Here is a 15,306-nt window from a genome sequence, read left to right as displayed (position 1 = left end):
GGGGCTGTCAATGAACACCCAAAATAATGCATTAAGATTTTTCAGCCTGCTATACATAAGTATGTGTATTGCTCTGCTGTCTATAGTTGTTGTGGCGCTTCCCTGCTCCGCACATGCAGACACCCGCACCGAGCTTGACATGACGGTGTTCTCGGCAGATGATCCGCTGAACCCGGATAAGTTGCAAGAAGCAATTACAAATGCCGGCAACACTCATATGCGCATCAAATTGGCACCAGGCGATTATATGCTTCATCAGACGCTTGTCATTCCTGCGGGAGCAGATGTTGAGCTGGTTAATGCTGCCAATGGCGATACGGGTCAGACCTCTCGCTTAGTGCGTGCCGATGGTTTTGACAAAACTCTATTCAAGGTTGAGGAAGGCGCGCAGCTTACGCTTGACGAAACTGCTGGTGGTAGCCTTGAGATTGATAGTCGCGGTACCGCAGTTCCCTCAGCAAATCCAACAGTCTTAATCAATGGCACGGCTATTCTCAATAAAGGTACCATTAAAGGAGCACGAGGTGGATATGAGCAGTTCCAAGCAGCGGTAACCATTGCCGGTGCAAAAGCAAAGCTCATTATGAATGGTGGTTTGATTACCGATAATCATCGATTAGATGATGCGGGACGCGCTCAAAATGGTGCAGGCAATGTTGCCGTAACTAAAGGCTCGTATTTTGAGATGAATGGTGGAGCAATTACAAAGGGTCGCGGTAGTGAAATGTCGGCCAACGCATACGGCGAAGCAGGTGGTGTTGGCGTATTTACCAACAGCTATAATTCGGCAGATGAACAGCTTGGCAGCCGTTTTGTTATGAATGGCGGAGAAATCTCCGGCAACGGCGGGTTTGCGGGTGGTGTTTCGGTCTATAGTTGGATTTATGGCTCTGATATTGCGACATGGCTGGAGCAGGGCACTGCTGAAACAAATGCAAAGAAGACGCGCTGTAGTTTTGTCATGAATGGTGGAACCATTACCAATAACGAATCTGGTTTTGGCGGTGGTGGCGTTCTTGTGTTTGGCAACGCAAGCTTTGAGCTCAACAACGGCACAATCAGCAATAATATTGCTCCATATGGTGGCGGTGTTTGTGCAACCAACTTATTTTCGTGGGTAAATGATTCTCTTGAAGAGGTTGATGGAGAAGGTGGAAATACGGGTTTAGATAAAGCAGCTTATAGCGCTTACCAGCCTGGTAGATTTCATATGAAAGGCGGAGCCATTACCGGCAATCGTGCCTACAATACCGGCGGCGGGGTGAACATTGTTACCTACGATGCCGTGCTTGAGGCAGGCTTGATTGAAAATAACAACGCTGGTCTTGGTGTTGCTGGTTCAGGTCAAGGCGGTGGAGTGTATGTTGGTTCTCATAATTATAAGGCGCAACTTTATGATGCTGTAGTTTATGGCAATAAAGCATCGATGTTTGGTGGTGGCATCTGGACCTGTCCCACCGGCAATATTGACTTGCATATAACGCGTGGAGCGGCGATTTTTGATAATACAACCGGCGACAATCCGCAGGGTTCGTATGGCTTAGATATTGCTCACGATAATTATGGTAGCGTGGGTGCGCAGCGCATGATTCTTGCTAACCGTATGTTGGGCGGCGCACCGGTATCCTATTATTGGGACAATGCCGATGCACGGTTTAATCCAGATAATCCTGGTGAAGAAGTGCATTTTCATGGTGATACAAACAATACTATTATGAATAAGGGTCTCAAAGCAATGCCGGCTGAAGGCGGTTGGGAGCTGGCGACAAGTCTCGCACGCTTGGTGATTCGCAACAATCAGGCATATCGTGGTGCCGGTGTTGGTACCAACGGTGCGGTTATTTTTGGTGAGCCGGAAGAAACTGAGCTCAGCATCACAAAGCGTTGGGTCTATGCAGATGACGGAGCGGAGGTTCCAGCTGCTGAGGTAGATATTAATGTAGTTACAATTGCTGTTGAGCGCCGTGTAGGTAATCAAGTGTACAGGGTTCAGACGCTTAAGCTAACCAAGGAAGAGGGTTGGACAAAAACCCTGACCGGGCTGCCGACCAAAGATGCTGATGGTCAAATGATTACCTATAGTGTTCGTGAGATTGATACTGAGGGAAATACGCTTGTAGAGGCAGTGCCTGCTACCGATAATCCAAAGATATTGACCGTGACTAACCGAGTGTCGCGTACAACAACAGTAACGGCAACTAAGGTATGGGCAGGTGACCCTTTTGAAGGCGAGCGTCCAACTATCTGGTTTAAGCTCTATCGAGCGGTAGGTGATGCTACACCTGAGGCTGTTCAGGGAGCCGAGCTTAAAGAGTTGCCGAATGGTGCAACAGAGGTGAGCTGGTCTGGTCTTGAGCTTACTGATGCGCAGGGTCATCCGTATGTGTATTCTGTTTGCGAAGTAAATGCTACAGGTGAGAATTATGTTCCTGAGCATTACACCAAGATAGAAGACGGGTTGACGGTAACGAATACCTACGACAAACCGCAAGAGCCGCCGGTACCGAGTGAACCACCTGTGCCAAGCGAGCCGCCGGTAACTCCACCGACACCGCCGTCTCCGCCAGCAGGGGATAAGCCTCAGCCCAAAAAACCCAAAGGGCTAAAAAAGCAATATCTGCCTAAGACAAGTGATATGGCAGCCCTTGCAGGCCTAGCTGTCGTTTCAGGTATAAGTGCTGTCTTGCTTGGGGGTTTCAGTCGTAGGAGGTCGCGTTTTTAACGTGTGGGTAATGCGCTAAGAGAGATGGTATTGCTCAGACCTGGTTTAGACGCGGGTAATCTGTAATAGTTAAATGTTGAAAAATGGATAATAAAACAGGGTATCTATGCTGGTAGATACCCTGTTTTACCTTAGTACCACTGTGATTTAAATACCCTTCGTGAGAGCTTATTTATATCTAATAGCTACGTGCAGCTTATATCTGTTGCAGCATAGCTCATATAGCTCATTATTTTTAACACCTCTTATCGCTCCCCCCCCCCCCACAAATTAAGCACCTTATGCATATAATTAGACAATAAATTACCTAAGAAAAATCTGAATAAATTGATTCTCGACGGGTTAATGATACTGTGCTTGTGGTATTTTACAAAGCGTTGTCATTCTTGGATTATAAGTTGATATCGTCATCTTGTAATTTCATCTTAAGGAGATAGGTAACGAAATGGTCAGATTAGCCCTGTCAAGATTTAGCCTTTTGGCTAGTCACGCAAAAAGCACACTCTACACCGTGCTTACTGTTCTTATCTGTGTGGCTCTGCTCATGCATCCAATTCCAGTTTTAGCTGATGAATCAATAATAAGTAATAATGTAGAAGTTGGCCCTGAACTTATCAAGCAGTTTCGGTATGAAAAGAAACTGGATATGACTAATGCCCCTGACAGAACGAGGGTGCCCAGACTTTCTGTCCCTTTTATACTCAGTGAGATACCAGAGGGCAAGGAAGAAGAATACGGTATTGGTAAAGTTGCTGATTCGGACTCGAATACTTTTATTCAAAAGGGTGGGTTTGTTTCAGGAAACGAAGCGGAGTGGGAAGTCGTCACCTTTAATCCCAACGATGCTTATGATGAGAGGCTTACCTATTTACTGGATAACCACCCAGGTGACGGTGATGCCATATTAAATCACAGCATACGATATGACTGGGGGTCGATGTATTCTTCTGACGGTATACAAACCGCAGTTGCAACTTATGATTACCTCAAACATGAAGAAGGATATACTGAATACGATAAGCATGGTTGGCCAGAGGATACCATCGCGTGGCGTTGCTTCCATCAAGGTGCTGGATTGGGCGGCTACGACGATGGCTGTCAGAGCCTGTTAGACTATGGTTTTAGTCGATTTGAGTATTCTTACATCTATAATTTACACGCGAATATTGCCGTAACCTATAGTGCAGGATCGGTACAAAGACCATTGTTTACTCATAAGGATGTTAAATATGACGGATCAATCAATTCAGTATCTAAGTCTTTATGGCGTCCTTGGTCTGTTATGGGAACTCTAGATGCAATTATTGATGATGATACTGATAATGAAACACGCATAGAAGGACTAAGAAAAGCTTATAAAAAAGCTTATTTACAGGATGATATTCCAACATTTGCCGAGCTCCTACCTAAATTGAAAATGGACTATACAACGCCGAATGGAGAAACGCAAGATTATGGTGTAAGGAGATACCTTCTTCGAGAAGGTAAACCCACAGGGGAGGATGCTGATCTGATTGCTTCTAATAATGAGGTCAAAATCCTTGATATTATTACCCAACCTACCGAAGGTAGCGAATTTGAAAATTTCATGCTCTTTAATTCTGTTGAGGAAGCGGATGCTTATTATGCATCTGAAGGTACGAATTCACCTAACCGCCATCTTCCAGCATACATGCGTATTAAGCCTGTAACCTTTGTAAATAGATACAAGCCTGAGATTTCTATCAGCAAGGTGGATGAGAAGGGTGCAGTTCTTGCAGGAGCGGAACTTGTAATTACTCCTAAGGGTTCTGAAGAGGTAGTTGCAAGCTGGACCAGCGGCGGGGAAGCTAAGGCTTTAAGACTTGATGAGGGTGATTATGTTCTTAATGAGACGAAAACACCTAAGGGCTATGAACAATTGGGCGAGTTTGGCTTTCATGTAGATGAGAATGGCTCGATTACGGTGGCAGGAACCCATGAGAATGTAGCTGTAGATGGTTCTAAACTTGTAGTAAAGAACGTTAAAAAGACAGTGTCAGAGGGAAATCCACCAGTAAATGGGTCTGATAAGCCAGGTAATCCACCAGTGGACGACTCCAACAAGCCAGGTAATCCACCAGCAGATGGTTCCAGCAAGCCAGGTAATCCGCCAGTAAATGGGTCTGATAAACCGGGCAAATGGACATTACCAAAGACGGGAGAAAATGGGGTCAATCCAGTGCTGTATGCAGGATTGATAGCATTACCAGCTACGTTGTTGTTGGGAATCGGAGCGTTAAGAGGCCGCAAAGAAGAATATGAGCAGTAAAAAGCACAGGCTTGAGGTTTGTTGTAGCAGGTCTTAGCTGTTAAGCAGCAGAATCGTTTTTAGGGCTATAGGATAGGAGCTATCTTATAGCCCTAAATTTATTGGTCTAGCGAAAAAATGGGTGAAAAATCTCATTAAATACCCTTGGCATGTGCCTATATTTTTCCTCTGTAAAAGCCTCTTCGAGGCAGATGGTTTTCGCTATAAAAACTAAGAGGTTGCTGCATGTCGGGAAAGAAGATCTAGAAGAGACACTCTGCGCTATGAGTGACAAAGCTTGTGCATGAGCACTGAAAAGACTTCTATTCTTTAAACTGAGGACCAACTAGATTTCCCACACCGGCACAGCCTGAACCTCGCGCGTTACAGAATAGGGCTCGGTAGTCTGGCAGATTACGTGCCCAAATCCAATTTCGTAACCCGAGAGATTTTCTAGGCAGCTAAAGTTTTTGACGGCATCGCTTGTGATGGTAGCTGCTGTTTTAATCTCCACGGGATGAAGTACGTGACCCTCTTGAATGACAAGGTCGATTTCGCGCTTTTTTGCGTCTCGATAAAACCATACGTCCCGAAGGTTTGCACCTGCATTCATAAAGCTCTTGAGCACTTCAGAGACCACGAATGTCTCAAAGACATGACCGGCGACCGCCCCGTTACGGAGCTGGTCGGGGGTAGTCCACCTTGTGAGGTGACAAACAAGACCTGTGTCCATGAAAAAAATCTTTGGCGTTTTGGTCAGGCGTTTGTCAACATTTGGCCAAAACGGTTGAATTATCCTCACAATATTTGAGGCTTGAAGCACCGAGAGCCATGCCTTGACCGTTTTATGGTCTACGTCGATTGCGTTTCCAATATCAGTGGCATTGAATAGTTGTCCTGACCTTGCAGCACAGGCTATCATGAAGCTATAGAACTTTGTCTCGTCCTGCACGTTGATAAGGTCACGTACATCGCGTTCGAGATATGCAGCTACGTAATCCGAGTAGAAAAGGTTCCAATCGATGGAGTTGTCTTGAAGCTCAGGCATGGAACCCCTGTGGATAATACTCCAGATGTCGAGGTCTTTTACATGCTTGGGCTTGGTAATTCGTGTTGGAACGTAGGAATGTGGACTGTCCGCCATTTCAATTAACTCTCTCAGGCTAAGGGAAGGCATTTCGATAATTCTTATTCTACCGGCCAAGGACTCACTTACGCCCTTCATTAGATGGTACGTTTGAGAACCGGTAAGTACGATACGTCCTTTCTGGCTGGATTGGTCAACTATCCATTTTACAGGGGAAAATAGCTCGGGAACTCGTTGGATTTCATCAATGATTAGCGGTAGGTCATGTGAATCGAAGAAAAGTAGCGCATCTTGCTTTGCTAGCAAGTAATCACGTGGGTTTTCCATTGAGACATAGTTGAAGGAGTTGCCAAGATGTTTTTTAAGTACCGTGGTCTTTCCCACTTGTCGCGCACCGGTGACGAGAACGACCTTCCCCTGTGTGAGCATGCTGTCGATGGTCAGCTCGATTTCGCGCCTGATGTACATGAGTTGTCCCTTCTGCTGGAAGGTAAGTATTGCATTGTACCTATATTCGGTCAAATTTGGGAACGCAATTCCCAAATTTCTCTACTAGGTTACTATAGTGCGTTTACCACTGCAAAACATGAGCCTAGTAATCATTAACCATTTTCAGTACGCAACGACACGCACACTATTGAATTATAGCTGTATCAAAGTTAAGGCTAGTGGAGCGGGTGACGGGACTCGAACCCGCGGATGCGAGCTTGGGAAGCTCGTGCCTTACCACTTGGCGACACCCGCTTATGTTGTCGAATTATACGCCACTTAGATAAGCGCAAAAACCCAAATCGGCAAAATCACACTACTGGATTGCGGCGTGCAGTATGTTCAAGCGCTTCACCCCCCCATTCCTAATCCTGTTTTAAGTGCATAACCCACCTAAACTCAAGAGCGTAAGATGGACTTACATGTCTCATGAGACCCAAAACGGCCTTGATGTTCTCATCGTTAGCTAGGTTTAGTGTGGCACATGTATACCAAAGCACATAAGTCACCCGATTCCTATGTCTTCTCTCACGGCCTGTGTGTCGCCGCTTGTCACCAAGCTGAGCATGCAGGAGCATAAAGCTACTGGAGTGAGAACACTACTAGGCAGCCGAACCAAAACAACAGGCTCGAACCGCCTATGCGAGGATGTCATGCAAACGGGAGTGCAGGGTACCAGGACGATGTGCTGGGCGGTAAAATAGCGAGAACTAGAAAGGTCGCTACATGGATCTAGCCAGGCTTGAAACCTATAAGGAGAACAACCGCCTCGAGGCTAAAGCCGCACAAGGTGGTCTGCCGAAGAGCATCTGGGAGACGATTTCGGCTTTCGCCAACACAGAGGGCGGAGTTATCGTGCTTGGAGCGAAAGAGCGCAGGGACGGTACCTTGGAAGTAGCAGGGCTTGACGATGCTGATAAGATGCTCGATGACTTCTGGAACACCGCCCATAATATTGATAAGCTGTCGTGCTGCGTTATATCAGACAGGAATACCCGCATTGAAAGCGTTGACGACAAAGAGCTGATTGTTATAGAGGTGTCGCGTGCAGATAGACGTATGAGGCCTGTCTATGTGAACGGAAACCCCATCACGGGCACGTACAGGCGTGACCACAAGGGCGACTATCGCTGTGCTCAAAATGAGATCCAAGCGATGTATCGTGATGCCTCGGACGAATCGGTTGACACCCGTGTACATGAGAATCTAACCGTAGATGACTTGTCTGCAGAGACCATCGGTTCGTATCGTAGAAGCTACGAACTACATCACAGTTCTCATGCATGGGCTGACCTACCTAACGAGGAGTTTCTTTGTCGGATAGGTGCTGCGAAAGTCGGTGACAATGGGAAGGTTCATCCGACGAGTGCAGGCTTGCTCATGTTCGGTGAAGAATGGCGCATCATGGCGGAGTTCCCGCACTACTTCCTAGATTACCGTCAGGAATTTGGCGCGGACGAGAGATGGCAGGGTCGGATTACTTCGCAGGATGATAGCTGGTCAGGTAACGTATTTGACTTCTACAAGCGCGTTTTCAACAACATGAAGCAGGCTATCAACGTGCCTTTCAAACTCGATAGGAACAGTGAGCGCATCGACGAGACGGAGGCACACGATGCCTTGCGCGAGGCCATTGCGAACTGTCTAACAAACGCAGACTACAGTGAGCGGCGCGGCGTCGTCTTCCTATGGAAGGAGGACGGCCTGCATTTCTCCAACCCTGGCGGCTTCCGTGTCGGTCTGGAGAATGCTTATGTTGGCGGCAATTCCGATCCTCGCATCGAGATGATGATGAAGATGTTTACGCTCATCAGCATCGGCGAGCGTGCCGGAGGCGGTATCCCCGACATGGTGAAGAAATGGACTTCCGTAGGTTACAGAAAACCGATGCTTAGTGAACAAGTGAACCCTGAGCGGTCGAGTATTTTCCTGCCGCTGGAAGTAGACAAAGATCCCAACAGCTTCGCGCACGCTGAGAGTACGAATTTGAACCTTTTGACGCACGGTGACATGTCGGCGTTGCTCTCGGATTCAGATGTGCAATTGAGTGATAACGAGTGTATAGCTTTTCAGTTAGCAATCGAACAAGGCCGTGTTACCACGGCTATGCTGTCTGAAGATGCCGGTATATCAAAGCTCACAGCCAATCGTACTCTAAAGCATTTGGCTGATATAGAGGTCTTGACTTGGCGAGGAAGAAATAAAACCGATCCTTCTCAGTATTACGAAATATCAAAAAAGCTGCTCAGTTAAGAGTAGTTAAGAGCAGTTAAGAGTAGTCCTAAGAGGTCTTACATGGAACAGCGGCAAAAGACGATTGGCTAGCAAATAACAGGTCGGCTTTGCCAGCAACTAAAATGGTTCTTATTTGCTTTGCGTGCCTCGGCTGTGGGTGAGATGACAAGTTAAATTGTTGAAGGAGTTGCTAAAAAAGCATGTTAGGAGAATGGCTTGCTTACCGTTTTGCTCACCTCGCGCACGCATGTACAATGGACACGCGCAGTTCAGCTACAGCCTAAGAGATAATAGCTTCGCGGCCTGCCTCTGTGCGCTTTATACCTTGCTTGTCACCAGCCCGACTTTGGAGGAAACCCCATGATTGACCGTTATACTCGCCAGGAAATGGGACATATTTTCTCGCTTGAAAACAAGTATGCCATTTGGCAAGAGATTGAGGTACTTGCCTGTGAGGCTCAAGCCGAACTGGGGCAAAGTGGCATCACACAAGAAGAAGCTGCTTGGATTCGTAGGCACGCGGCTTTTAATCGTGCAGAAGTTGATGAGATTGAGGCGGTTACCAACCACGATGTTATTGCATTCCTTACCAACATGGGCTCCTATATCGATGCTGAGGTTCCCGAAGGCTCTCCCAAGCCGAGCCGTTGGGTTCATTACGGCATGACCAGCTCTGACTTAGGAGATACAGCACTTTGCTATCAGCTAACACAGGCCACCGACATTATCATTGACGATTGTAAAAAGCTCGGCGAAATCTGCCTGCGCCGCGCTTATGAGGAGCGCAATACCCTGTGCGTGGGTCGAACGCACGGTATTCATGCGGAGCCTATGACCTTTGGCATGAAGTTTGGTAGCTGGGCTTGGGAGCTCAAGCGTAACCTTGAACGCCTACAAGATGCGCGTGCAAACGTTGCCGTAGGTGCAATTTCTGGTGCTGTGGGAACGTACAGCTCTATTGACCCCTTTGTTGAAGCATATGTTTGCAAGCACCTAGGGCTTGTTCATGACCCACTATCTACGCAGGTAATTAGCCGCGACCATCATGCTTATCTTGCAGGTGTGCTTGCAACGTGCGCGGCAACGCTTGAACGCATTGCTACCGAGGTGCGCAATCTGCAAAAGACCGATACGCTTGAAGCGGAAGAGCCCTTCAAAAAGGGACAAAAAGGTTCGTCAGCCATGCCCCATAAACGCAATCCCATAACCATGGAAAAAGTTTGCGGGCTTGCGCGCGTAGTAAAAGCAAATGCCCAGGTAGCCTTTGACAATGTGGCACTTTGGCACGAGCGCGATATTTCTCACAGTTCGGCTGAGCGCGTGGCATTAGCGGACAGTTTTATTGCCCTTGACCATATGTTTGCATGTCTGAATCGCGTAATCGATGGGCTGATGCTATATCCCGAGCGCATGAAGGCAAATCTCGAGATGACGCGCGGGCTTATTTTTTCGTCAAAAGTGCTACTCGCGCTGGTAGATACCGGTATTACGCGCGAAGATGCGTACAAAATCGTACAGCGCAATTCTATGAAAGTGTGGGACGATGTTCACCGTGCGGTGGCAGGTCCCTCACTCAAAGAAATGCTTCTGGCAGACGAGGACTGCCCCCTCAGTAGTGAGCAGCTCGATACAATTTTTGACCCATGGGATTTCCTTACTCGTATTGATACCGTCTTTGCGCGCCTCGAGCAGCTGAGTTTTTAGCAGATAGGCACGTACATGGGACTAGTTGATTGGTTGCAGACATCTCGCAAGGGAATTTCTCGACGCGGTTTTGCGGCAGGTGCGCTGGCTTCAACAGCGGCACTTGCTGCTATTACGCTCACGTCTTGCTCTGAGGAAGAGCAAAAAGAAGAGGATAGCGCCCCTGAAGTTGTAACTGATGCATCAAAAATAATAGATGCACTGGAGGAGTTTGAGTCAGCTGATATTGGTGTTTCGGTAGCCAATAGCTGGGATATTGATTTAGGAACAGTGCTGTTCCATACGGGCGGTACCTTTGCAGCTGCTCTGCTTGCGCCTGAATCAGCAACACACCCTAATACCTTGGGTGTTTTGAGCGTTTCAAGCGGCAATCTTGTAACCCTGCTCGAAGACCCAACGCAAGGGCGCGGTTATTCGTTCTATGACCTGCGTTGCTCTGAGGCGGTATTTGCCTGGATAGAAATCGACTATATCAAGCGTTCGTGGGTCTTGTTAGGTCAAGGCTTTTCAAGCGGTGAGCTTACGGGCACTCCTGTGGTGCTTGATACAGGAGATAGTGACTGGGAGCCACCTCGTTTTACCTGTTCAAATCAACAGGTTATATGGCAGAAAATGCCGCTTGCAACCGGCTCAAAACGTACTGAGACATCAACGTGCTACGTCTGGAGTGTTGGAGCGAGTGAAGGAAGGGCAATTTGGGAGTCACGAGGGCGCTTTGCAACTGGGCCGCGTGTTGCGGCGGGGCTTCTAACCATCGTGCCGCGTGTGCGCGTTGATGAAGGCACCTATTATGGCTTGAGTGCGCTCGATATTTCAGGTGCTACCCCTAAGCGTGTTGACCAATTGGTATTGCCGGCATCTATTCGGCCTTTTGATGCAATTTATACTGGTAAACAGTTTATTTTTTCAATTGAGGCAAGCTATGACTCAGGCGGAAGCCTTGGCAAGATGGGTACCTATATCGGTCGCGAGGGTGGCCCGTATGTTTATTTTGGTCGTGAGCCGGTAGCGCAAGCTTGTTTTAATGGCGCACACGTGATGATTAAAACGCAAGCTGCCCATTATGCGCTTGATTTGGACGCTCAAAAATTACAGGGCTTGAGTTCGGCTGACCGCTCGCTACATATGGGAGATTTTCCCGCAAGCGAGGGAGAAGAAGCATTACCGCTGGTATTTGCCACTATTCGCAATGAGAAGGGTATTCCCTCACACGTGAGAGTGCGTCAGTTTGCGCTATAAGGTGCGTTTGCAAGCGCCTCATTCATAACAGTTTCATCATCAAAAACCTGAGATTTTCTTAACAGATTGTGATAATGCAACAAGCTATCGTTTGTACACATAGATTGCGGGGTAGAACTCAAACAGTTATCTAGGATACAATAGAGAAACCTAGGACCACTTTGGTGAGGAGGCCCAGCTTATGGCTTCGGAAGCACGCAAGATTTTACTCGTTGAAGACGAGAAGTCTATTCGCGACGCAGTAGCGGCATATCTTGAACGTGAAGGTTATTGGTATGTTGGTGTGGGAGACGGTCAATCGGCTGTCGAAGAGTTTGAGAAGCACCAGTTTGATCTTGTTATTCTTGACTTGATGTTGCCTAAACTTTCAGGTGAGCGCGTCTGTCGCGCAATTCGTGATACCTCTGATGTGCCCATTATTATGTTGACGGCAAAAGGCGAGGTTGAAGACCGTATTATTGGCCTTGAGTTGGGCGCCGACGATTACATCATCAAGCCGTTCTCGCCGCGTGAGCTTATTGCTCGTATTCGCGCTCTGTTCCGTCGTACGCATGTTGCCGATGAACCTCAGGTTGTTGTGCTTGATTTTGGTGACTTGGTCATCGATATTTCAGGTCATAAGATTTTGGTTCAGGGCAAAGAGGTTGACCTTACAGCTTCTGAGTTCAAGCTGCTGACCACGCTCGCTCGCCACCCAGGTCGTGTGTATAACCGCATGGAGCTGGTTGAGAAGGTTCTTGGGTATGATTTTGAGGGCTATGAGCGCACCATCGATAGCCATGTTAAGAACCTTCGCGCCAAGCTGGGTGATGACCCCAAGCATCCCAAATGGCTCTATACCGTTCATGGTGTTGGCTATCGCTTTGAGGCCCCTGCAAAGTCCGCTGAGTCTGCATCGGCCAGCGCTGAGTAATGCTTCCCGCTCAGTTTGCCTTTGGCCAACAGCGCAAAAAAGATTCCGAGGCGAGTTCCCGTGCTACGTGGAACACGCCTCGTTCTGATTCTCGACGAGGTGGAAGCTACGCTGCGCGAATGGCAGCTTCTTTTGCACTGACTTCGTTTATGACCGTGCTCATTACCGTGCTGGTGGTTACGGTGGTATGGGGCGGCGTTTTCTCTGAATATACCCGCGCAAACGTAGAAGAAATTGTGCGCCTCACGTCAAAAAAGCTTGTCAATGATTATGAACAGGCGGGCAAGTGGTCTACTAAGGCGCTTGATGACATGGCTACCTCAGGCATTATTTCTGAGGACATTGGCATGCAGGTGCTCGATGTTGATGGCACCGTGTTATATGACGACACGTGGCCTGCAGCGGCCATAGCTGCAGAAATAAAACGAGAAGAGTCACAGGATGCGGTGTCGTCAGGTGCGAGCACAACACCTGAGTCGTTTGTGCCCTCGCGCGACGCTTCTCTGGCAAATCACGGCTTAGTATCAAAAGCCCCAACAGATACCGAGGGTGCTATTTCTCAAGCTATTGTGGCAAGCGATGGCACAACCATTGGCACCTTGCGCATGTGGGTGTTGGGAAGCGATGCCTTGCTCACAAAGGCAGACTCTGCATTTCGAGAAAAAACCTTTAATGCCATGGCTATGGCAGCCTTGGTTGCTGTTGCAATTTCTCTGGTTATAGGCTTGCTGGTATCGCGGAGGCTTACCGACCCTATTCAGCGCATTGCGGGCACTGCCAAGCAGATTCGCGATGGCGACCTAACCGCGCGTACCGGTATGCGGGGCGACGATGAAATGGATCGCTTGGGTGAAACCTTTGACGAGATGGCCGTTTCGCTTGAAAAAGACCTTAAGCACGAGCGCCGCCTTACCTCTGATGTTGCTCATGAGCTTCGCACGCCTTTGATGGCCATGCTGGCAACAGTTGAGGCTATGCAAGATGGCGTTTATCCTACTGACTACGAGCATCTTGAAACAGTGGCTGCCGAGACACGTCGAATGTCTCGTCTTGTGCAGCAAATGCTTGACCTCTCGCGAAATGAGCTTAAAAGTGCACCTATCAATGTTAAGCCGGTCGATGCGGTAGGGTTTATTCGCAGTGTGGTTGAGTCTCAGCAGCAGCTATTTCGACAGCGCAATATTCACTTGCGTTTTGCAGATGAAACCCAAGGTAAGCATGCTAGTTTTGAAATTGATGCCGATATGGTTACTCAAGCAATTATCAATATTATGAGTAATGCCATGCGTTACACCCCCGAGGGTGGCTGGGTTGTTGTTTCGGTGTTGGCTGACCGGCGCGAGGTGCAAATTGCGGTATCAGACACCGGTATTGGTATTGCAAAAGAAGACCTTTCCCGTATTTTTGGGCGTTTCTGGCGAGCTGACGCAAGTCGGGCACGCATAGCAGGCGGGCTTGGTGTGGGTCTTGCGGTAACCAAGCAAATTATTGAGCGCCATCACGGTTATATTGCGGTTGATTCTGAACTTGGAAAAGGTTCAACGTTCACCATTCATCTGCCACGTGAGCAGGATACCCATCAAGATGCATAGCGCTCGTGTGTTCGATTTTATTTGTGCGTTTGGTTTCTATACTTGTTGCTGTGATGCGAAAAACAGGCAGAGAGATACCCATAACTCCACTACAATAGAGAACGTATGAGCCGTAAGAATATATGCGATACGGATACCGCTACGACCCGAGGAGCTGGTTTCGGTGGAAACAATGGAACGTCGCCCTGACTCTCATGGAAAGGTTCGCGACATCTATGATGCAGGTGATGCCCTGCTTATGGTTGCAACCGATCGAATTTCGGCCTTTGATTACATTTTGCCCGATGAAATTCCAACAAAAGGTGAGGTACTCAATCGTATTTCGGCATTTTGGTTTGAGAAGTTTCAAGACCTTGTTCCTCATCACTTAATTTCAATTGATGTTGCTGATTTTCCTGTAGAGTTTCAAGAATATCAGACGTACCTTTCCGGTCGTTCTATGCTTGTGAAAAAGGCTCAACCACTTCCGGTTGAGTGTATTGTGCGCGGCTACTTAACCGGCTCGGGCAAAAAGACCTACGACCAAGATGGCACCGTATGTGGGATTGCTCTGCCTGCTGGATTAACTGAGGCATCAAAGCTTCCTGAGCCGTTGTTTACGCCCTCTACCAAAGCAGAGCTGGGCGATCACGACGAGAACATCTCTTTTGAGCGCTGCTGCGAGATTGTGGGCGCTAAAACTGCCGAAGCGCTGCGCGATTTGTCGCTCAAGATTTATACCGCCGCTGCTGAATATGCGGCAACACGTGGAATTATCATTGCCGACACCAAATTTGAATTTGGTGTTATCGACGGTGAGATTGTGTTGATTGATGAGTGTCTAACACCTGATTCAAGTCGTTTTTGGCCTGCTGAGGGCTATGTTGAAGGCGCAGTACAGCCAAGCTACGACAAGCAATATGTGCGTGATTGGCTAAAATCCCATTGGGACTTTAGTGGCGAGCCGCCTCGTTTGCCGCAAGACGTTATTGACGGCACGGCATCGCGCTATCAGGAAGCGTTTGAACTTATTACCGGTGCCCCATTTACTTCGATGAAGGAGCAAGCGTAAGTGAG

General features: G+C 48.0%; 9 protein-coding genes and 1 tRNA gene. 8 read left to right on the top strand and 2 right to left on the bottom strand.

The window, feature by feature from the left end; genetic code table 11:
• The first annotated feature begins 61 nt into the window (after positions 1-61).
• Both KPC83_RS06895 and KPC83_RS06890 read left to right on the top strand, forming a co-directional pair.
• Positions 62-2,722 (top strand): Cna B-type domain-containing protein, encoded by a 2,661-nt coding sequence (locus tag KPC83_RS06895; RefSeq protein WP_216278515.1) that lies wholly within the window; start codon positions 62-64, stop codon positions 2,720-2,722.
• A gap of 445 nt (positions 2,723-3,167) precedes the next feature.
• Entirely contained in the window at positions 3,168-5,012 is a 1,845-nt protein-coding gene (locus KPC83_RS06890) for a collagen binding domain-containing protein (protein ID WP_216278514.1), read from the top strand.
• 325 nt (positions 5,013-5,337) lie between these two features.
• On the opposite strand, the gene KPC83_RS06885 is transcribed toward KPC83_RS06890, so the two are convergent.
• Together KPC83_RS06885 and KPC83_RS06880 are read right to left on the bottom strand one after the other, a co-directional pair.
• Positions 5,338-6,546, bottom strand: coding sequence for an ATP-binding protein (locus tag KPC83_RS06885; protein ID WP_216278513.1), 1,209 nt, complete (start codon positions 6,544-6,546; stop codon positions 5,338-5,340).
• Positions 6,547-6,747: 201 nt separating this feature from the next.
• Positions 6,748-6,822 (bottom strand) — tRNA-Gly (locus tag KPC83_RS06880).
• Between the two features lie 471 nt (positions 6,823-7,293).
• Between KPC83_RS06880 and KPC83_RS06875 the strand changes: the two genes are divergently transcribed.
• The 6 genes from KPC83_RS06875 to KPC83_RS06850 all read left to right on the top strand — a co-directional run bounded on the left by KPC83_RS06875 (position 7,294) and on the right by KPC83_RS06850 (position 15,301).
• The gene (locus KPC83_RS06875) at positions 7,294-8,820 is read left to right on the top strand and encodes an RNA-binding domain-containing protein (protein WP_216278512.1); all 1,527 of its coding nucleotides are present in this window, start codon (positions 7,294-7,296) and stop codon (positions 8,818-8,820) included.
• 342 nt (positions 8,821-9,162) lie between these two features.
• Positions 9,163-10,506 (top strand): adenylosuccinate lyase, encoded by a 1,344-nt coding sequence (gene purB, locus KPC83_RS06870; protein WP_216278511.1) that lies wholly within the window; start codon positions 9,163-9,165, stop codon positions 10,504-10,506.
• Positions 10,507-10,521: 15 nt separating this feature from the next.
• Entirely contained in the window at positions 10,522-11,745 is a 1,224-nt protein-coding gene (locus KPC83_RS06865; protein WP_216278510.1) for a hypothetical protein, read from the top strand.
• A 181-nt stretch (positions 11,746-11,926) separates the two neighbouring features.
• Entirely contained in the window at positions 11,927-12,658 is a 732-nt protein-coding gene (locus KPC83_RS06860) for a response regulator transcription factor (RefSeq protein WP_216278509.1), read from the top strand.
• On the top strand, positions 12,658-14,250 hold the full coding sequence (locus tag KPC83_RS06855; protein ID WP_216278508.1) for a cell wall metabolism sensor histidine kinase WalK: 1,593 nt from the start codon (positions 12,658-12,660) through the stop codon (positions 14,248-14,250). The genes KPC83_RS06860 and KPC83_RS06855 overlap by 1 nt, the downstream gene beginning before the upstream one ends.
• 172 nt (positions 14,251-14,422) lie before the next feature.
• On the top strand, positions 14,423-15,301 hold the full coding sequence (locus tag KPC83_RS06850) for a phosphoribosylaminoimidazolesuccinocarboxamide synthase (protein WP_216279292.1): 879 nt from the start codon (positions 14,423-14,425) through the stop codon (positions 15,299-15,301).
• Positions 15,302-15,306: the final 5 nt, after the last annotated feature.

Source organism: Collinsella sp. zg1085, assembly GCF_018889955.1.
Taxonomy (GTDB): Bacteria; Actinomycetota; Coriobacteriia; order Coriobacteriales; family Coriobacteriaceae; genus Collinsella.
This window is presented reverse-complemented; position numbering and strand designations above follow the sequence as displayed.